This is a genomic window from Streptomyces sp. NRRL WC-3618 (assembly GCF_001280005.1).
Lineage (GTDB): Bacteria > Actinomycetota > Actinomycetes > Streptomycetales > Streptomycetaceae > Streptomyces.
On sequence record NZ_LGDW01000040.1, the window covers coordinates 20,723 to 39,526 of the forward strand.

An 18,804-nucleotide genomic window follows, 5' to 3' on the forward strand; every position below is an offset into this window, starting at 1 on the left:
GGCTGCCGTGGTCACGATGTTCTCCTCGCTCGTGCCGTCCAGCTCAGTGCGGCGGCTCTGGCCAGGTGGAGGTGTGCGCGTTCCTCGGGTAGTCCCGGCCCGCACATGCGGACGTGGTGGAGATGCAGCAGGTCCGGGAGCAGGTCCTGTGGGGGCAGCGTCCCCGCACCCTCAAGCGCGCTGCGGTAGGCGGCCAGCGCGGCGCGGCGTGCGGACCAGCTCGCGGTGACGCGCGCGTCCAGCACCGGAGTGCCGGGGGCCTGGGGCGTGAGGGAGGCGGTCGTCAGGGCGATGGTCTCGTCGTAGACCGCTCGGCGTGGGGCGCTCCTGTCCGTGTGGGTGTGCCCGACCAGCCAGCGCATCGCCTTCCTGTCGTCCCCGAGCAGGCCGACGGCGATGTCCACCATGCTCGCGGCAGTCACCGCACGCACGTCGGGAGCGCCCCGCTCCGCCTGCGCGGTCAGCTGGGCGAGGACGGCGGCGGCGTCGGCGGCGAAATACTCCTCGGCGGCTTCCATCACCGCGGGGCCGCCGAAGCGCGTGGTCTGCGGGTAGTAGGTCTCCAGGCTCGCGTGGGTGATCAGGCCCGCGTGCCGAAGCCGCCGGGTCCACTCGCCGATCTGCCCGACAGCGGTGCCGAGGGAACCGGGCGCGCAGGTAAGACGGAGACGTAGGTGGTCCTCGGGATCGCCGTGACGAACGAACCACCAGCGGGGCTCTCCCAACTCCCCGAGCAGGGACGGCAGATGCCGGGTCAGAAGCGGGTCCTGACGGTCGCGGTGCCCGTGCAACCTGATGGAGAGCAGGTTGCCGCAGCCAGGCAAGCGGCCGTACTCCCGACCGACGACGTCGCCGGATGCACGGACGGGTGCGCAGGTCCGGCCCACAGCGGCCAGGGGTACGACGATCTCGTGGGCGCGCCCGCCGGCCCAGCCCAGGTCCCCGGGCTTCGGCGCGGCACGTAGCAGTACCCTGCCGTCGCGCTCCACGTGCGTACGGAGCAGGACCCGGTGCGAAGGCTCCGCCAGATCCAGGTTCATGCGCCGGTCTCCGTCGCCCAGGTACACGTGCTGGGGCAGGAGAACTTCACGACGCCATTCGGCCAGGGCCTCGTCCCACCGCGGCCACGGCGTCCGCACGTCGGGCAGGTCGTTGACGCCGAGTGTCCAGCGGGCCGGCGACAGTACGGTGCGCCCGTAGTGCAGTGCGGGGAGGAACGGCAGGCTGGAAACGGCCGCTCCCCACGAGAACCCGGTGCACGGGACGGCCAGTGCCACCGGTGCCTCGATCAGGAACCGCGCCAGCGGATGAGTGTGGTGGGTCAGATCCACCGCGTTCAGCAGCATCGTGTGCACCGGGCGGCGGCGGGAGACCGAGACCAGGTGCAACCGCTCGGCATCGGCGGTCACCGCCAGGTCCGTCACGGGCACCTGGTCCATGTCCGGGCCGTGGTAGTCGCCGAGGGGGAGCACCACCCCCGCCACCTGCGGGGCGTGCGCGACGTTCACCGAGCGTATGTACAGCGGAGCGGTACTGATCTGCGCGATCAGCGCGTCCTGTTGTACGCCGGGCAGGCCGGCGTACACGTCGGTCATCCGGCGGCGGTCCTCGGCGTCGAACAGGTGGAGAAAACGCCCGGTGGCCGTTCCGGCCGCACGGGCCACCCCGACGACGTGCAGCGCGAACTCCCCTTGTTCGAGGGCGGATACGCTTGCGGCGTGGATCCGCACGGTCACCTCGGTGCTCGGCTGCACCGGCCTGCCGGGATCCACCACCGCCAGTTCGTCGATCGCGGCGTCATCGAGTCGGACGTGGTGGCGGCGCCGCGTCGCGGCGGTGTACGCGAGCCTCAGCAGCCGGCTGTCGCGGGCGGTCAGCGTCGGGCCCGTCGACGCGGCTGTGGACCCGAGGTAGCCGGACGGGTAGCCGAGGAGGTCGATGGCGCTCAGGACGGGTACCACCGCTCCTGGGCCGTAGCGCTCGAGGAAACGGCCGTGCCAGGCAGCCCATCCGGGGCTCAGCGCCGCTCGCGGCGCCAGCCGCGTGAGCACGGCGGCGGCCGACGCCACCTCCTCGGCCACCGCCTCCGGGATCACCAGGTCCCAGTCCAACCGCAGGTCGAGGGCGAGCGCGGGTTTCGCAGTGGGACAGAGCCGGGTCATCGCGGCCGTCACTCGTGCGCGTTCGGCGCGGGCGCCCGCGGGGGTCACGGCGGCGTCGTCGTGCCGTGCCAGTTCCGCCGCGACCTCACACAACTCGCCGGCTTCAGCCGCGGGCAGGTGCTGTATCTGTCCGAGCAGGGCGGCAATCGGATCGGAGGACGTGACCGCAGGACGCAGACTGGTGATCAGGAATCGCTGTCGTACCAGGTTCGCGAGCAGGTTCTCGATCGCGGTGGGCGAAGCGGCCGGGAAACCGCCGGAGAGCGTTTCGGCAAGAACTGTCCACACTACCGGCGCCCGTGCGATCTCCATGGCCATGCGCACCGGCTCGGTCGCGCGTATCCCCACGTGCACCGGGGCGCCGTCGTTCGCACTGCTTGAGCGGTGCTCGACCGTCAGGCGTCCGTCGCGCTCGAACGCGAGGCTGGAAGCGAGCAGCGTCAACTGGGGCCGGAGCACACGGTGTTCCTCCAACCGGTCGACAAGAGCCGCGGTCCATGCCGCCTCCGGTCTGGTGACCGCCCGGTGCCCGGTGCCCGCACGCAGCACGGGAGCGGCCCCTGTGCGGGCGGCCTCGACACCGGCGAACAGACCGAACGGAGTGGCACGTGAGCGGGCGCGCAGCAGGTAGCGCACCACCGAAAGCACAGCGTGCCGCACGGCGAGGTCCGGCACCGGCTCGCCGACGCATATCTGATGCACCCGTCTCGCCAGGTCCGGGCTGGAGAACTCGACCGCGGTGGCGAAATCGGTTGCCTGCCACATCTGTTGAAGCCATGCCCGCCACGATTCCTTGTGCGCGGACGGGCCGGTCAGGTCCGGCCAGACCATCGGGTGGTCGGGACACCAGGTTGTCGCCCGGACCACGGCCGCATCGACATGGCGGTACAAACAGCCCTCCAGCAGCACAACGGCGTTGTCCTCGATCTTCCCAAACCGCGCGGCGACGGGGGCCATTATGAGCCATGGTCATTGTCGCTGTTGCTGCGCAATCCCGCTGCCGCAGAGTCCCCAAGAGTCGCTGACCTGGGCGAATACCGTCCGTACCAAACGGCGGCGTTTGGGCTGTTGTCGCACGTGCGGTCTGGCTAGCATTGGGCGCCGCACACGGCACGCGGCACATTCCCAGCACGTTTGCGAAGGGGAGAAAACCATGACTGCTGCATCTCCTGAGAAACTCGCCGATGAGGAATTCGGTGAACTCGAAGAACTCCAGGTGATCGATTCCAGCGAGCTGAAGCTCGGCGCGGCGTACCACACGTACACCTACATCGCGGCGGAGAGCACGGACGACATCCCCGAATAGGACGTCCGGGAGCCACGGCAACTCTCCGACGGGCGAGACCGGTTGAGACGAGGAGGCAGGTCGTGCCGTCCAGCCGGTCGGTGGACCGTACCCGCACCGACGTCCTGTTGATCTTTCCGCCGCAGACCGAGGCCAGGTTCTTCCCGTATCTGAGCCTGCCTTACCTGACCGGCCATCTGCGGCGCCGGGGCCGGCTGGTTCACCAGGCCGACCTGAACATCGCTGTGCTCCACGATCTGCTGCGATGTCCCGCGCTGCTGGACGACGCGGTCCGCGCCCAGGACACGGGCGACGACGGTACGGCCGTGAGCCACTGGTATCGCCGAGCGGTGGCCGACGTCTTCACCGCGCACATCGGCGAGCTGCGTGCCCACGTCCTGCACAAGGAGTCAACCGGCGAGCTGGGCCCCCACCGCGCGGTTCGGCTCGCCACCCTGGCCCTCGAACTGCTGGTCCGCGACACCTTCCTGGCCCGGACCTGGGAGGACCTCGGCCGACTCGACGATGCCGTACGCCGGGCCGCGGACGAGCCGCCCGTCGCGTCGGGCGTACCGGTCGTATCGCTGCACCGCCTGGTGACCGGGCTGCTCGGCCGGCATCGCCCCCGGGTGGTCGGCCTGTCCGTGGCGTTCTTCAGCCAGCTCGCGCCCGCGCTGCTGATCGCCGCCTGGGTCCGGCAACTGGCGCCCGACACCAGGATCTGTCTGGGCGGTCAGCAGGTGATGCTCCGCCACGACGCTCTCGCCCGGCTGCCCGGAGTCCGGGAAACGGTCGACGCTCTCTGCACGACCGCCGGAGAAGAGCCGCTCGAACGCTGGCTGGACGCGCTGGACGGAACGTTTCCGCTCGCCGCCGTGCCCGGCATGACCTGGCTACCACGTTCCGATGCCGGGCCGCGCACGGGTCCCGCGGTGACCCTGCGCTTCCGTGATCTCGGACCTCCCGACTTCACCGGACTGCCGTTCCGCTCCTATCTCAACGACGCGCTGGAGCTCGCGATCGTCTCGTGCGTCGGCTGCTACTGGGGACGGTGCGCGTTCTGCTCGTACGGCAACCGATCGCTCCCGCAAGGCGGGTACCAGCAGGGCACCGCGGCCCAGATCGCCGACGCCGTGGAGGCCGTGGTTCGCGCCACGGGCACCCGGTACGTGTCGGTCGCGGACGAGAACACCAACCTGCGGCTGATCCTGAAGGCCATGCGCGCGACACGCGAACGTGGCGTACGGGTCCGGTTCGGCGTTCGCAGCCGGCTGGAGGCCGTGCTGACCGACCCGGGGTTCTGCCACGACCTCGCCACGGTCGGCTGCGCGATGATCTCAGTCGGCTACGAGGGCACCTCGCAGCGCCTGCTGGACCGGATGGAGCGGGGCGTGCGCGCGGCCGACTACCAGCGGATCCTCGACAACCTCGCCGCAGCGGGCATCGCCGTCCGGTTCACCGTGATGGGCCAGGTCCTGGACGAGACGCCGGACGAGTTCGAGGCATCCCTGCGCTTCCTCGTCGACAACGAGCGGCGGATCGGCATCGACGCGCTGGAACTGATGGTGGCGGAGCCCGGCAGCAGACTCGTGGCCGGCCCGGAGGACTACGGCCTCGCCCTTGACACCTCGGACCGCCTCGCGGGCAACCCCGAGCTCAGTTACCTGGCCGGCCGGGTCGGCCACCCGCTGGCGGTCCGCGGCGGCCCGACGCGAACCGAGGCACTGGACCGGCTGGTGCGGATCTTCCGCACCGTCAGACCGGGCCGTACGAACGCCTCGGCACCCTCGCGCCCCGCCCCGAACGGCCATCACGCGCCCGCCGTCGCGGCCCTGCGCCCGCACCCGTGGGTACGCACCGTGCCCGCGCACGCCGACGACCGTACGGCAGACCGCGTCACTCTCGCCGACCTCGTCCGGGAGCGGTTCTACGCGCTTCCCCGCACCGACGTGGAACAGCGCGCCGACGGCCTGCTCACGGCCCGCACCGACCGTGGCAGCCGACTGCTGGCCCGCCTGGCCGACGCGGCGGCGGGCACCCCCGACCCGGCCCGTTCAGCCGACCCGGCGCCCTCAGCCAGGAGCTCGTCATGACGCAACCGCCGCGCACCGCACCCGGCGGCGCCCGAACCGTCACCATCACCGAATCCCCGCGTCGAATGGGCCTGGGGGTACTGATGGACATGCCGTGGGGCGGCGGACGCCTCGGCAGGCGCGGTATCGGATTCGTGGAGAGCGACGACGGCGGCGGAGACATCACCGACCGGGTGCGCGCCTTCCTGCGCCGCCACGGCGGCGACTTCGCCTACTCGGCCCTCGCGTTCCAGCCGCGCTCGCGCGCCCGCGTACGGACGGCCCACTACGTGCGCGCGTACGACCGCTTCTTCGAGGCGCTGCCTGCCGGGGCGGCCCGCGCCTTCCACCAGACCGAGCTGAACATGGGCACGCCCGAGCGCTACGACCGCCGCGCGGCCGCCGAGTTCACCAACGAACTGGCCGCCCGCTACGGCTTCTCCTGGGTGGTCGAGGACCTGGGCATCTGGAGCCTGCGCGGCATACCGATGCCCTATCCGCTCCCGCCGCCGCTGACCGAGCCGGGGCTGGAGATCGCCACCCGGAACGTGGCGGAGGCGGCCCGGCTGCTCGATCCGCCGCTGCATGTCGAGTTCCCCGGCTTCACCGAAGGCGGCTCGTTCGTCCTCGGGCACATGGACGCCTTCGGGTACTTCGCCCGGCTGGCTCAGGACGCCGACGTGTGGGTGACGCTCGACGTCGGCCATCTGCTCAGCTACCAGTGGCTGAGAGGACGTACCGGAAGCAACATGTACGACGGGATCGAGGCTCTGCCCCTCAGCCGTTGCCGGGAACTGCACCTTTCGGGCTGCCAGATCGTGGGAGGCAAATTCCGCGACCTGCACCACGGCGTCCTGCTGGACGAACAGGTGGGTCTCACCGAGTATCTGCTGCCGCGCTGCCCGAACCTCCTCGGGGTGACCTACGAGGACCCGATGTACCGCGAGGACGGACAACTGGTCGAGAAGTCCCGTCGTAACTACGCGCGGCTGCGGGACCTGGTCGCCGCCTGGCAGCGCGGGGAGGTGGCGTGAGCACGGTGGAGCCGGGCGCGTCGCTGGACGGCGAGCGGCTGACCGACCTGCTCCTGCGGCTTCTGCTGGACGCGGACCTGCGGGCCCGACTCGCCGAGGAGGGCGCCGAGGCCGTGGCGGCGGATCCCGGCGAGCTGGAGTGCCTGGACTCCGTCGACCTGGCCGAACTGGACACCACCGCGCGCCGGCTGCGCTCCCAGGTGTGGCGGCCCGGCAGCGGCGGCAGCCTCGCGACCACGTTCCCGCGCAGCCTGAAGCTGCTCCAGGACGCCGGTGCCACGGAGTCCTGCCTGCTCACCGGATTCCTCGGCTCAAAGCACTTCTCCCGGTTCCGGCTGATCCCGTACACCGCTCCCGGGTTGTCGGCGGAGGAGGCGTTCGCGTCCTACCTGCTGGATGACGCCGGGGCAGGGGCGCTGCGCGACACCGTGACCCACGAGCTGATGATCGCCCTGTTCACCGCGCTGACGTGCGAGCAGCCGCTGTCGTTCGTGATCGAGGCGGAGGGAATCGTTCGCACCGACCGAGGCCACGCCACCGTGCGTACGTACGCGGCAGCGTCCGTAGCCACCTGGGGGACGACGCCGGGGGAGCGTGCCGGCGCGGGGGCCACCGAGGTCACTGATCTTGCCGCGAACGCGGAAGCAGTGGAATACGCGTACTTCACCACGTCCGCAGGGCTGGCACACGGAGTGGTGTCCGGGCGGGTGGCGGCGGCCTTCGAGGCCGAACCGACGGCCCGGCGCGAGACCGCGCGGCGGGCGTTGGCACGCCGCGAACTGTGGTGACGGGGAGAGGAACCGCCTTGCACATCGTGTTGGTGGACATGCCGTGGTCGTCGCTGGACGCGCCGTCCCTCGCACTCGGCATTCTCAAACGCCGGATCCTCGACGTCTTTCCCGACGGAGCCGCGGACGTCGAGGTGGTGCACGCCAACCTCGACTTCGCCGACTGGGTGGCCGCTCGTACGGAGTACGGCTTTGAGGAGTACGACTTCTGCGCCAACTCGTACTTCTCCGGACAGAGCGAGTGGATCTTCTCGGCCGCGCTCAACGACCGACCCCGGTGGCGGGTGGCGGAGTTCACCGAACACTTCGGCGGGAAGATGCCGGAGCGCATGCTCGCCAAGGCGCGGGAACTGCACGAACTCGCGCCGCTGTTCGTCCGGGAGACAGCTGCCAAGATCGCCGCCACGGCACCGGACGTGGTCGGCTTCACCACCACGTTCGCGCAGAACGCGGCTACCCTCGCCGCGGCCCGCGTGGTCAAGGAACTGGCACCCGGCACCACCACCGTCTTCGGCGGCGCGAACTGCGACGGCCCGCAGGGCGCCGCGCTGCACCGCAACTTCCCCCAGGTCGACTTCGTGGTGCGCGGCGAGGGCGAGATCGCGTTCCCGCGGCTGCTCGCCGCGCTCCGCGACGGTGACGCCGACGACCTGGCAGCCATCCCCGGCCTGTGCCGCCGCGATCCGCACGGCCGGTCCGTGGCACACCCCATGGACGCCGCCCCGCTGCCCCCGGGAGCACTGGTCACCCCGGACTACGGCGACTACTTCGAGCGGCACGCGCGGTCCACCGCGGGCGGCTGGGTGGAGCCGCGGCTGGTGGTGGAGGGCTCGCGCGGCTGCTGGTGGGGCGAGAAGCACCACTGCACCTTCTGCGGCCTCAACGGCTCGTTCATGGAGTTCCGCAGCAAGGACCCCCGGCGGTTCGTCGACGAGATCCTCGGCCTGGTCGAGCGTCACCGCGTACTGGACGTGTGGGTCACCGACAACATCCTCGACATGGCCTACCTCAACTCGATGGCCCCGCTTCTCCAGGAGTCCGGGTACGACCTGCGGTTGTGCTACGAGATCAAGTCGAACCTGCGGCGCGAGCAGCTGGCGACGCTGTACGCGGCCGGAGTCAGCTACGTGCAGCCCGGCGTGGAAAGCCTCAGCAGCCGGGTACTGAAGCTGATGGACAAGGGTGTGACCGGCTGCCAGAACGTACGGCTGCTGCGGGACGCGGAGACCACCGGCGTCAACCTCAGCTGGAACTACCTCTACGGCTTCCCCGGCGAGACCGAACAGGACTACGAGGAGATCATCGACCAGCTGCCCGCGCTGCACCATCTCGGACCGCCGGCCAACTCCACCCGCCTGAAGGTCGAGCGGTTCAGCCCTTATTTCGACCGGCCGGAACTGGGCTTCGGCGACCTGCGCCCCGCCTCGCACTACCACCACATCTACGACCTGCCGCCGGACGAACTCGCCGACCTGGTGTACATCTTCGACTCACCGCACCAGGGCATCGCCGACGACTGTCGGAACCGGCTGCGCACGGCCGTCGCCGACTGGACGGCGGCCTACCCGCGCAGCCGGCTGACCCACTGCGACCTCGGCGGGCACATCGTCCTGGTCGACACCCGGCCGGGCTTCTCCTGGCGGCTCCTCGACCTCACCGACCCGCTCGAAGTGACGGTGTTCCGGCTGCTCGACACACCGCACAGCCCGGCGGCGCTGCTGCGCAAAGCCGCTGCCCGGTGCGCGGACGCGGGGGAGCCTGCCGGAGAGGTGACAGAAGAGCGCGTGACCGGGTTGCTGGCGCGCTGGCGCACCCTCGGCCTGGTCTTCGCCGAGGGCGGCCAGTACGTCCAGGTCGCGCCCGCCGTGGCCAACCAGGACCTGCTGCGGCTCGACGGCGACGGACTGCACGGGGACGCCACGTCGCTCGTCCCCGCCCTGGCGGCCCCGGCAGGGGGAGACACCCGATGAGACCGGCGCTGACTCTGTGGAAGGACCGCGATCCGGCGGCCATGCTCCTGCCGGGCATCCGCTGCGGCACCCTCGACGGGCTGCCGGACGACCCGGTGGACACCGTCGGACGACTCGCCGCCGACGGCGTCCAGTTCGTCCAGGTGCACGAGCCCGTGGACCTCACCGATCCGGACGGTGCGTCCGCGGTCGCCGTCCTCCTCGTCGTCCGGGAACTCACCAGCCACGGCATCGCGGTGGACTGGACACTGCGCATGGCCGACCCGGCCCAGTGGCGTGCGCTGAGCCATCTGCATCCCCCGGCAGGCGTCTTCCGCGGCTCCACGGGAGAGGAGAACGACGAACGCGTGGTCACCGCATGGCGCGGCTCGTTCCATATCGCGAAGTGCGGCTACCGCCGCGGCCCCGGTTTCCTGGAGATCCGCGACCACCGTGGGAGCTCGTTCCGACGCCTGGTCGTCCAGGCCCCACGGAGCACGGCGTTCCAGGGGCTGCTGGACGGCGTCCCTGTGATCGCGTCGGCGTCGACGGAGCGGGCCCTGGAGCGTTACCTGCGCGAAAACCTGCTCCATCGCGCCGGGCGCTACTTGTGGTGGACGCCGTACCGCCTACGACGCTGGCCGCTCAGCACGACGATCCCGTAGGAACCTCTCGACCCACCGTTCCGTCAACTCGTCGGCCTGACGCCTGATCCCCGGAGCCGGCACCGACTCGGGGGCGCCGAGACCGAGGAAGTCGAGGCAGCCCAGCAGGCCTGCCTCGTAGTCCGCGACCATGTCCTCGTAGACGACGACATGCGGGACGACAGCGTGCCTGCCGAAGTAGTCCTCCCAGACCGACGCGTCGCGGTCGAGCAGCCGCAGATGACGGCGGATCTCCGCATAGCTGTACCGGCGAACGGCGCGCGCACTCGCCTCCGGCAGAAGGGTCCCGTCCAGGATCCAGACACCGGTCTGCTCAGCCATGGTGTACGACACGGCCTGCCGCAACCGGTCCCTGCGTTGGATCCAGATGTACCGGGGTGCCTGGAGGATGTCGTACGGGTCGACCTCCAGGCTCCCGAGGTGCCCCGCGTGGATCCGCAGCCCGAACACGCCGTTGGGGCTGGTCCGGCACGTCATCAGCTGCCGCACATAGGTCGCCGCCAACTCCTGCGGATCGCTGGAGCCGAATCCCCACCGCTCGAAGTAGTCCAGCACGAAGGCGTCGGCGAAGTAGTCCTCGGCGAAACCGGCCAGCCCGGTGTGCCACAGGGCGCGGGCAAGCATGTTGCTGCCGCACCGGGGGGTCGACGCGAGCACGTAACGGACCGGCGGCAGACCGGCGAAGGGCGGGAAGTCGAACTCCGGACCGTTGGTCCGATAGCGCAGCACCATGAGAACACCTTCGTGCCCGGCACCGGTGGTTGTCACCGCTCCGTCGCGTTCCGTGCACGGTGCACGACAGCGACCTGCATCGCACCGGCATTCGCGGGTGTGCGGGTGTTCACCGTCTCGTACCAGCACGCGGCCGGGGCCCTGAAAGGGGGCTCTGGCCGGGCGAGGCGAGACGATGGGCGTGGTCGTCGCGGCGGCGTTCGCGGCGCCGCCTGATCCGGTGGACAGGGCTACGGCGGACATCGCGGTGGCGAGGACGACGCCGGCGTTCTGGACCGGCGTCGGGTCAGGGGTGCGGTGATGCGCATGGCGTTCCCTTGCGGTCGGTGGGTGGGGCTGCGGGGCTCGGTGGCTGGGGTGGCCGTGGAACTACCCGTGGACTACGGGGTGAATTCCTGCTCGAGCTTGTCGACCGCTCCGTCCGCGCCGGCGTGGTACTTGAAGACGAGGCCGGAGTTGGGGTGGGCCTCCAGCCAGTCGAGAAGTTCCTGCACGCCGATCTGCTGGTTCTGGCTGCTTTCGGTGATCGGGTTGGTGGCGGTGATGTAGGCGGCTTGGTCGAGCGGCAGGTCGTACTCCTTGCCGGTCGTCTCGAACGCCGGGCCGTCGGAGTCGGGGTCGGGGCAGCCCCAGGCGCCGGCCTTCACGATCAGGTTGAGGCTGCCGCCTTCGGGGGTGTAGCGGTAGACCGCGACCTCGTCCGGTGAGATCGGCATCTTGTGGTCGCAGCCCGGTGTCGCGCCGGAGTCCGCGTCGGGCGACGACGCAGCCGATGTCTCGGCGGCCGCCTGGGCCGTGGGGGCTGCGAGGGGTGCCGCGGGGGTTGTCGGGGCGGACACCGTCGGCGGGGCGGTTGTCGCCGTGCTGGGGCCGGAAGCGGAGGGCGCGGCGATACCGGTTGCCTTGTCCTGTGTCTCCTGCGTCGCGGTGGTCTTCCCGGAGCCGCCGCAGCCGGTCAGCGCGGCCGTGCCGAGCGTGGTGAGCAGCACCGCCGCGACCATCGCGCGATGTCCGGGTCTGGTACGGCTCGTTGAGTGTTCGTCGGCCATGGGTCCTCCCCTGCCAGGGACGGCCTCGGTGGCCGGTCCTCTCGGTGATCCGTTGGCGAAGGTAGCAGCGGAAGTCGCTGTGCCAGGGTTTGCGGTCGTTCCGCCATATTCCCGGGACACAGCTGTTGCACAGGGGCGGCGGAGGTCCCCGTCGTGGGTCCTCACCACGTTCGACCGCGCCGAGTACGCCTACGCCGGTTTTGAAAGCGAGAGCGGGCAACGTTCAGCGACGATTTCGGGCAGCACTTAGTGATCACGCGGCTCGGAAATGTCGATGAGAGCTGACAACGCTGAGAGCCTGGCCGTTCTTCATCGCTGTGGGCGTCCTGAGGCGACCTTGGGGGCGGTGAGGTGCCGGTGGGCGCTGGGTTCTGTTCAGGTGTGAGTGGTAGCTGACCGCACGACGGTCAGGCCGCACCGGTATGGCTCGTCGAGCTCGCCGCCGGGGAAGATCCGGGCCAGGGCGGTGCGGTTCATGTCGAGGAGTTCGGCCCGCTCGATGGGGTCCATGACCGCGAAGTGCGAGTGGGTGCCGAGGTTGTGGATGTGCTCCTCGACGGTGATTCGGCGCGACCACAAGATCTCGCGGGTAGCCACGTGGACCGGGAACGGGGCGACCAACTCGGCCACGGTTGCCGGGTAATTGCGGGTGAAGGGCGCGAGTCGGGCGTCTTCCGCCGCGACCCACGTGACGCGGACGTCGGCCTGGTTCCACCACAGGGCCAGCACGCCGTGCGGGCGTAACACGCGCAGCGCTTCGGGGACGGAACTGGCCGGGTCGGTCCAGTGCCAGGCTTGGGCGTAGGTGATCACGTCGAAGCTGTGGGCGGCGAAGGGCAGAAGGTTTCCTTCGCCCCGGACCAGCGGGATCTCCGGCTCGGCAGCGCGCAGCGTGGCGGCCATACCGGCGCCCGGTTCCAGGGCGACGACGTGGGCGCCGCGTTCGCGCATCAGCCGGGTGGCGATGCCGGTACCGGCTCCGCAGTCCAGCACGTTGGCGCCGGCCAGCGGTCGACCGGCGAGTTCCTCAACGGCGTCGAAGAGGGCTGGCGGATAGCCCGGGCGGGCGGCAGCGTACTGCGTGGCAACGGTGTCGAAGGACAGGGCGCGGGCTTGGTTCGCGTGAGAGGGCATGCCCGCGATTTTTCCGGGTGTGGTGAGAAGTGGCCAGCAGCGCACGGCGAGATCCGCGTGCAGCGTAAGAGATCAACCGGGGCCTGACGAGAGGCTGTCGCATCCAGCTCGGGCCCACGATGAGCGTGATGCGGCACTGTCACGTTGGCCGGCCGGTGGGATGATCTTCTGGTTGATCGTGCTGGAGGGGCCTGGGAGCAGACCACCGGAGTCGCCGGCCTCGCCGCCACGGCGTGAACACAGCCCGAAACCGGACTTCACCACGCCGCGACGCACCACCAGACACCTACCCACCCAACAACGTGACAGCGCCCACGCCGGGCCGTTCGAGTGGTGAGGCCGGGCCGCCGGTCGTAGCGTCGGAACCGGGACATCCATCGGCCAGCGGCAGCGGGGATCGGCCATGCAGCTACGCGCACTCACCACGACGGTCGCGCTCTTCGCGGTGGCCACCCTCGCGACCTCCGCGGGCGCACAGCCCGCGGCCCGGCCGGACCCGGCACCCGCCGCGCAGAGCGTGCAGCAGCGCACCGCTCTTCCGGTCCTCGTCGATTGCCTGTGGCACCCGCAGGTGCGTCCGCACGACTTCATCCTCGCCTGCGGTGACGGCAACAGCCGTCTGGCCTCGCTGCGCTGGTCCCGGTGGGACGCTGCTACGGCGCGGGCCAAGGGGGTGAACTGGGTCAACGACTGCACGCCGTACTGTGCGGCAGGACGCTTCCACGCCTACCGGGTGACCGTACGGCTCGACCGTCCGCGGCCCTGGAAGAAGCAGCCTCAGGTGGCGCACTACTCCCGGATCACGCTCGTGTACCAGGCCGGTCGGCCGGAGCAGGTCGCCCGGACCGTGTCCTACCCGCTCTGGGACTGAGCGGCGGCGACCTGCTCGGGCTGGGCTCCCGTGATCACCTCGGAGCGGCTGCCGCCCCGGTCCATGAGGCCGCCCAGGAACGCCAGGCCCAGTCCGGCCATGCCCAGCGCCGCGCCGACCAGGGCCGGTGAAGCCCAGCCCCAGCCCACCGAGATGGCGAAGCCGCCGAGCCAGGCGCCGCCCGCGTTGGCCAGATTGACGGCGGAGTGGTTGGAGGCCGCCGCCATGGTCGGAGTGTCCTTCGCCTTGGCATCAGCGGCATCTGGACGGGCGTGGTGAGCAGGGCGTCCATCGCGCCGACGAACGTGATCGTCACCAGGGCACGGCACGGTGCTGGGGATCGGCCTTGGGGTACAGCGGTACAGCGGTACAGCGTTTAAGGCATTGTCACGTTGGTTGGCCGGCGTGGGATGATCTTGTGACTGGCCGTGCTGTGGCCGTCGACGCGCGCACCGACCCCGTCGAACGCCGGATCCTGCATGCCTATGCGCACTGGCGGCTGCTGCGACGGCTCCGCCACCGCAAGTGCGTCAGGCGTCATGCCGACAAACCATGCGGCGGGGAACCGTGAGGCGTCGGGATACTGGGCCGGTGAGCAACGTCATGGCTGAGTGCGAAGCGGTTACTGAGCAGTTGATGCGAAGGGTCTACCTCGGCCTGCGTGAGGACAATCTCGACCCACAGCAAGTCGTCGCCCTCGCCTGCGAACTGCTCGACTGGTTCCACTGCACCGGCGCCATCCTGGAGGTCGTCGAGCGGAACCCGGCTGAGGTGTCGCCGGCGGAGATGACCGCCCTGGCCCGGCGCGTCCTGGACGACGTGGGCTTCGATCCCGGCTTCGACCTCGCCCCCGAGCGTTTGGCGACGTTGCGCGCCGCGCTGCGGATCGTGGCCCGCGATCTGCCCACGCGTGGGATCGAGGGCGAACCGGAGATCGACATCCTGGAGGACTGGTTCCCGGTGGGAGCCGGTGTCCGCCTGGCCGACGGCGAACGGCTCAACTGGGGCGGCCCCATCCTGCCGAACATGTGCGACGACCCGACCATGGCACTGACCAGCCTGGCGATCCTGATCCAGGAGAGCCTGCTCGAATGGACCTGGCAGGTCTGGCCGGTGTGCCCCCAGCATGACCTCGGCGTCCACGGCTCGGAGCGGGACGGTGCGGCCGTGTGGTGGTGCGCGGGCGATGACGGACACACACTGGCGCCGGTCGGCGAACTCGCGCGCTCTCTCGGTCGCCGTCGCCCCAAGTAGGTCTGGCGGCGAAGGCAGTTCGGTTTGAACGACTGCCGGGATCAGGCGGTGGGCGCGTAGTTCCGGTGGTCGGGTGCGGGGTAGAGACGTTCGTGTTCGCGGGCGACGTGGTAGCGCCAGTAGGGGTTGAAGTCTCCGTTGGCGAGGACGGCACGCAGTCGCAGTACGGCTTCCCCTCCGTGAAGGCGCCAGCGGGCGCCGGTGATGTCGAGGCGGTCGGCGATCAGGGGGCGGCAGGGGCCCTCAACCGTGCCGATGGCGATCGGCCGGCCGTTGTCCAGCGCCGTGCGGCGTCCGCGATGATGAACGCGTCACGGGCGTCGGTTTTGGTCTCGCCTGGGTAGAGGCCGGCGTTCCGCCGCATCGTTAATCCCGGCAGGTAGGCGACGTGGCAGCCCCCGTCGCGGGCGACGGCCAGTGGCAGGGCGCCAATGGATGCGGGCTGGTCGACGACCACCAGCACGGCGCCGTGCTTGGCCTTCAACTTACCGAAGAGCTCGCGGAGTTCGGGTTCGGTGTTGGGCAGCCGGGGGAAGGGTGGCCCAGGTCATCATGCGGTGGGTCGCGCAACCTTCAAGGCATCGTCAGGCATGAACAGTTCACGTAGGCGCTCAGGTCGCCGGCCGCGACGACGAACTCTGCTCGATCTCCGCTTCTCCAGCACGGATCTCAATATTCGATATACTCCCCAGGGGTATATCGGGGAGCGCGGAGGTGGGGGAGGTATCGGTACCCCTAGGGGGTAAGATGCGTCCTCAGTGATCGGCGGACACGGCACAGGTGATGGCGATGCGAGCAGGGCGCAGTGGTGGCAGGGCCGTCCGCTGGGCGTACGGGGTGGTCGTCACCCTGTGTGCCGTGCTGGCCGTGCTCGTCCACCATGAGGTGACCGCGATCGGGGCCGCCCCGATGCCCGGCATGTCTCATGCGGCCGTGCCGGCCACGGTCCACGCTGCGCACGGGATGCCCGACGCGCCGCAACCGTCCATCTCGGGCTCTTCGACGCACGATCTCGGCGCCGGTGTGTGCGCGGGAGCCGGCATGCAGCACTGCAGCGCGGCCGGCGTCTCCTCGGTGCACCTGGTCGCACCGGAGCACAGCGACGTGCCCCCGCCCGTGAACCTCCCGTCGGCGCTCTCCGGGCATGCGGCCGGCGCCGTGGTGAGCCGAGCTCCGCCCGATCTGTCCGTCCTCTCCCAGCTGCGCATTTAGGCCGCACCGCACGGTGCTTGATGCGCCGTGCCTCCGCGCCCCCATCCGCAGTTGCACAGCAGAGGACAAAAAATGAACAGCATCAACCGCCGCTCCCTCCTGCTCGCCGGACTGGGGGCCGCCGGCGCCGGCGCGCTCGCCGCCTGCAGCAGTGGTTCCGGCCCCGGTGGCAACGCCCTGGTCAGCCCGTCCGGATCCGCGGTCGCAGTCGCCGAGCGGAAGCGGGCCCGCACCGGACGGCAGCAGAAGCTCACCCTGACCGCCGCACCCGCGATGGTCGACCTGGGCGGCGGGGTCATCCCGAAGACCTGGGCCTTCGACGGACGTACCCCGGGCAAGGAGGTCCGGCTGTCCGTCGGTGACACCCTGGTCGCCGAGCTGTCCAACCAACTCCCGCGCAGGACCACCACGTCGATCCACTGGCACGGCATCGCCCTGCGCAACGACATGGACGGCGTTCCGCCCGCCACGCAGGCCGCCGTCCGGGCCGGTTCCACCTTCACGTACAAGTTCATCGCCGACGTCCCGGGCACGTACTTCTTCCACCCGCACGTCGGCGTTCAGCTCGACCGCGGCCTGTACGCCCCGCTGATCGTCGAGGACCCCAAGGAGTCCCTCGCGTACGACGACGATTGGGTCGTACTCCTCGACGACTGGGTCGACGGTGTCACCGGCACGCCGGACGAGGTCTTCGCCGAGCTCAAGCAGGGCATGGGTGGCATGGAGATGGGCGCGAGCAGCAGCCCCAGCTCCAGCGGCATGGAGGGCCACGACATGGGGGACATGGGCGGGATGGACATGGGAAGTGACTCCGCGTCCCCCTCCGCCTCGGCCTCCTCCTCCGGCGGCATGTCGACGAAGTTCATGCTCATGGGCGCCACCAGCGCTCTGCTCGGCGGTGATGCCGGCGACGTGAAGTACCCGCACCACCTGATCAACGGCCGCGTGGCGAGTGACCCGGACGTCTACACGAGCAAGCCCGGCAGGAAAGTCCGGCTGCGGATCATCAACGCGGGCTCGGACACCGCCTACCGGGTCGCCCTCGGCGCCCACAAGCTGACCATCACCCACACCGACGGCTTCCCGGTCCAGCACCAGGAGGTGGACGCCCTGCTGGTCGCCATGGGAGAGCGCTACGACGTCCTGGTCACCCTCGGCGACGGAGTCTTCCCGCTCGTCGCGCTCGCCGAGGGCAAGGACGCCAACGGACTGGCCCTGGTGCGTACCGGCGCGGGGAGCAAGCCCTCAGCGACCGTCCGCCCGAAGGAACTCGGCGGCATGATGATGACGGCGTCCCAGCTGCGCTCCGCCGACGAGGTGCGGCTGAAGTCCGCCACGACCGACGTCACGCACCAGATCAAGCTGACCGGCGGCATGGAGAAGTACAACTGGGCCATCAACGGCACGCCGTTCGACATGAAGGATCCCGGGGCGCACCCGATCGTTGTCCGTGAGGGGCAGCGCGTACGGCTCGACTTCGTCAACGACAGCGACATGTGGCACCCGATGCACCTGCACGGCCACACGTACCAGATCGGCGGCTTCGGGCCCCGCAAGGACACCGCGATCGTGCTGCCCAAGAAGAAACTGTCTGTCTTCTTCGACGCCGACAACCCGGGCCAGTGGATGCTGCACTGCCATAACGCCTACCACGGTGAGGCCGGAATGATGGCGAACCTCGCCTATCGGGACTGACCTACCTCCTGCCTCCCGGACCGGCCGTCGAGGACGCGCATCGACGCGTTCCCCATCCGGGGTGGACCCTGACTGTCCACCCTCGGGCGGATCCGCCCTCACCATGAGGCCTGCCGCACCGCGAGTCGAGCGTCGCCGACCGGACCGGCCGGCAGCTCGCCGACGAGTTCATGATGGTTCGGTGTCGAGTGCCGTGCCGCATACGGGTCTGGCGGGATTCTGACGACGGGGCCCGGGGGCGGCAGGGCGGTCGACAAGGTTCCGGCAAGGCTTCCTGCCCATCGTCGTCATGTGCACCGAGGCGACCACGCCGGCCACCGGAGCGGAAGGTCCCGAACGGCGCACGCTATCGCGCGTCTGTGCGAGGGCTGTGGGGTAAAGGAGAGGGAATCAATGCGAACGACACGACGGGCAAGCCTGGCTTCGTTGGCGGCAGTGGCGGCGCTCGCTGTCCCGGCGCTGGTGGTGGGTGGCCCAGGAACAGCCTCGGCGCAGGTTGCGTCCAGGCGGTTGCCGCCGAGGTCGCGTGCACCGGCTTCACCAACGTGAGTGTTGGTGGCGGTTGGTACCTCCACGTGCCGTCGGCGGGCTCCGGAAACTACAACTGCGTCGTGGCCCGGGGGATGAACGGCCTCCCCGTAGTGGTCGTGCAGGAGAGCCTGAACGCCTGCTTCGGCCAGGGCATCGCGGAGGACCGGGACTTCGGCGGCAACACCGAGCGGGCGGTGAAGAACGCCCAGACGCGGATCAACCAGGACTGGGGCAGCCACGTGCTGGACGTGGACGGCCGCTTCGGCCCCAAGACGAGCGCCAAGTTCTACTTCCAGGCATACGACTACACCAACGGCCAGACCGGCAGGCACACGGGCGTCTGCTACGGGCGATAGTCCATGACGTGTCCG

The 18,804-nt window shown here is 70.1% G+C and carries 16 protein-coding genes and 3 pseudogenes; 12 read left to right on the forward strand and 7 right to left on the reverse strand.

Annotation, left to right across the window (positions count from 1 at the left end; genetic code table 11):
- Positions 1–11 precede the first annotated feature (11 nt).
- Entirely contained in the window at positions 12–3,119 is a 3,108-nt protein-coding gene (locus ADL01_RS06075; protein WP_234354518.1) for a lantibiotic dehydratase, read from the reverse strand.
- A gap of 196 nt (positions 3,120–3,315) precedes the next feature.
- Between ADL01_RS06075 and ADL01_RS44515 the strand changes: the two genes are divergently transcribed.
- From ADL01_RS44515 to ADL01_RS06100, 6 genes are all read left to right on the forward strand, one after another.
- Positions 3,316–3,468 carry a hypothetical protein gene (locus tag ADL01_RS44515; protein ID WP_159049462.1) on the forward strand — a complete coding sequence of 51 codons (153 nt, stop codon included), beginning with the start codon at positions 3,316–3,318 and terminating at the stop codon, positions 3,466–3,468.
- Positions 3,469–3,530: 62 nt separating this feature from the next.
- Positions 3,531–5,540, forward strand: coding sequence for a B12-binding domain-containing radical SAM protein (locus ADL01_RS06080; RefSeq protein WP_053740849.1), 2,010 nt, complete (start codon positions 3,531–3,533; stop codon positions 5,538–5,540).
- Positions 5,537–6,553: a DUF692 family multinuclear iron-containing protein gene (locus ADL01_RS06085; protein ID WP_053740850.1), complete on the forward strand. Its 1,017-nt coding sequence runs from the start codon at positions 5,537–5,539 to the stop codon at positions 6,551–6,553. Before ADL01_RS06080 ends, ADL01_RS06085 begins: the two co-directional genes overlap by 4 nt.
- Positions 6,550–7,341, forward strand: coding sequence for a hypothetical protein (locus tag ADL01_RS06090; protein WP_053740851.1), 792 nt, complete (start codon positions 6,550–6,552; stop codon positions 7,339–7,341). Before ADL01_RS06085 ends, ADL01_RS06090 begins: the two co-directional genes overlap by 4 nt.
- A gap of 17 nt (positions 7,342–7,358) precedes the next feature.
- A complete protein-coding gene (locus tag ADL01_RS06095; protein ID WP_053740852.1) occupies positions 7,359–9,311 on the forward strand; it encodes a RiPP maturation radical SAM C-methyltransferase in 1,953 nt (650 codons plus the stop codon).
- Positions 9,308–9,955: a DUF5825 family protein gene (locus tag ADL01_RS06100; RefSeq protein ID WP_053740853.1), complete on the forward strand. Its 648-nt coding sequence runs from the start codon at positions 9,308–9,310 to the stop codon at positions 9,953–9,955. Before ADL01_RS06095 ends, ADL01_RS06100 begins: the two co-directional genes overlap by 4 nt.
- Here the strand turns inward: ADL01_RS06100 and ADL01_RS06105 are convergent.
- Positions 9,920–10,687 (reverse strand): Stf0 family sulfotransferase, encoded by a 768-nt coding sequence (locus ADL01_RS06105; RefSeq protein ID WP_053740854.1) that lies wholly within the window; start codon positions 10,685–10,687, stop codon positions 9,920–9,922. The two genes, ADL01_RS06100 and ADL01_RS06105, sit on opposite strands and share 36 nt — an antisense overlap.
- Before the next feature lie 175 nt (positions 10,688–10,862).
- Here ADL01_RS06105 and ADL01_RS47190 point away from each other — a divergent pair, with 175 nt between their 5' ends.
- Complete coding sequence (locus tag ADL01_RS47190) at positions 10,863–10,988, forward strand: hypothetical protein (protein WP_267889902.1); 126 nt, start codon at positions 10,863–10,865, stop codon at positions 10,986–10,988.
- Positions 10,989–11,067: 79 nt separating this feature from the next.
- Here the strand turns inward: ADL01_RS47190 and ADL01_RS06110 are convergent, their stop codons facing one another.
- Together ADL01_RS06110 and ADL01_RS06115 are read right to left on the reverse strand one after the other, a co-directional pair.
- Positions 11,068–11,736, reverse strand: a complete 669-nt coding sequence (locus tag ADL01_RS06110) for a hypothetical protein (RefSeq protein WP_053740855.1) — start codon at positions 11,734–11,736, stop codon at positions 11,068–11,070.
- Positions 11,737–12,111: 375 nt separating this feature from the next.
- Complete coding sequence (locus ADL01_RS06115; protein ID WP_053740856.1) at positions 12,112–12,870, reverse strand: class I SAM-dependent methyltransferase; 759 nt, start codon at positions 12,868–12,870, stop codon at positions 12,112–12,114.
- 403 nt (positions 12,871–13,273) lie between these two features.
- On the opposite strand from ADL01_RS06115, the gene ADL01_RS06120 reads away from it, so the two are divergent.
- On the forward strand, positions 13,274–13,741 hold the full coding sequence (locus ADL01_RS06120) for a hypothetical protein (RefSeq protein WP_053740857.1): 468 nt from the start codon (positions 13,274–13,276) through the stop codon (positions 13,739–13,741).
- On the opposite strand, the pseudogene ADL01_RS06125 reads toward ADL01_RS06120, so the two are convergent.
- Positions 13,723–14,063: pseudogene (locus tag ADL01_RS06125) on the reverse strand (MFS transporter); the annotation flags it as partial. The gene ADL01_RS06120 and the pseudogene ADL01_RS06125 sit on opposite strands and share 19 nt — an antisense overlap.
- Before the next feature lie 269 nt (positions 14,064–14,332).
- Between ADL01_RS06125 and ADL01_RS06130 the strand changes: the two are divergent.
- Entirely contained in the window at positions 14,333–14,995 is a 663-nt protein-coding gene (locus tag ADL01_RS06130) for a hypothetical protein (protein WP_234354519.1), read from the forward strand.
- 41 nt (positions 14,996–15,036) lie between these two features.
- Here the strand turns inward: ADL01_RS06130 and ADL01_RS45815 are convergent.
- Positions 15,037–15,276 (reverse strand): annotated as a pseudogene (locus ADL01_RS45815) (ISKra4 family transposase); the annotation flags it as partial.
- 2 nt (positions 15,277–15,278) lie between these two features.
- Positions 15,279–15,521: pseudogene (locus tag ADL01_RS41430) on the reverse strand (IS110 family transposase); the annotation flags it as partial.
- A gap of 263 nt (positions 15,522–15,784) precedes the next feature.
- On the opposite strand from ADL01_RS41430, the gene ADL01_RS06140 reads away from it, so the two are divergent.
- The 3 genes from ADL01_RS06140 to ADL01_RS06150 all read left to right on the forward strand — a co-directional run bounded on the left by ADL01_RS06140 (position 15,785) and on the right by ADL01_RS06150 (position 18,789).
- Complete coding sequence (locus ADL01_RS06140; RefSeq protein WP_234354520.1) at positions 15,785–16,207, forward strand: DUF6153 family protein; 423 nt, start codon at positions 15,785–15,787, stop codon at positions 16,205–16,207.
- Positions 16,208–16,279: 72 nt separating this feature from the next.
- Positions 16,280–17,902 (forward strand): multicopper oxidase family protein, encoded by a 1,623-nt coding sequence (locus tag ADL01_RS06145; RefSeq protein ID WP_053740861.1) that lies wholly within the window; start codon positions 16,280–16,282, stop codon positions 17,900–17,902.
- A gap of 611 nt (positions 17,903–18,513) precedes the next feature.
- Positions 18,514–18,789 carry a peptidoglycan-binding domain-containing protein gene (locus ADL01_RS06150; protein ID WP_159049463.1) on the forward strand — a complete coding sequence of 92 codons (276 nt, stop codon included), beginning with the start codon at positions 18,514–18,516 and terminating at the stop codon, positions 18,787–18,789.
- The last annotated feature ends 15 nt before the right edge of the window (positions 18,790–18,804 follow it).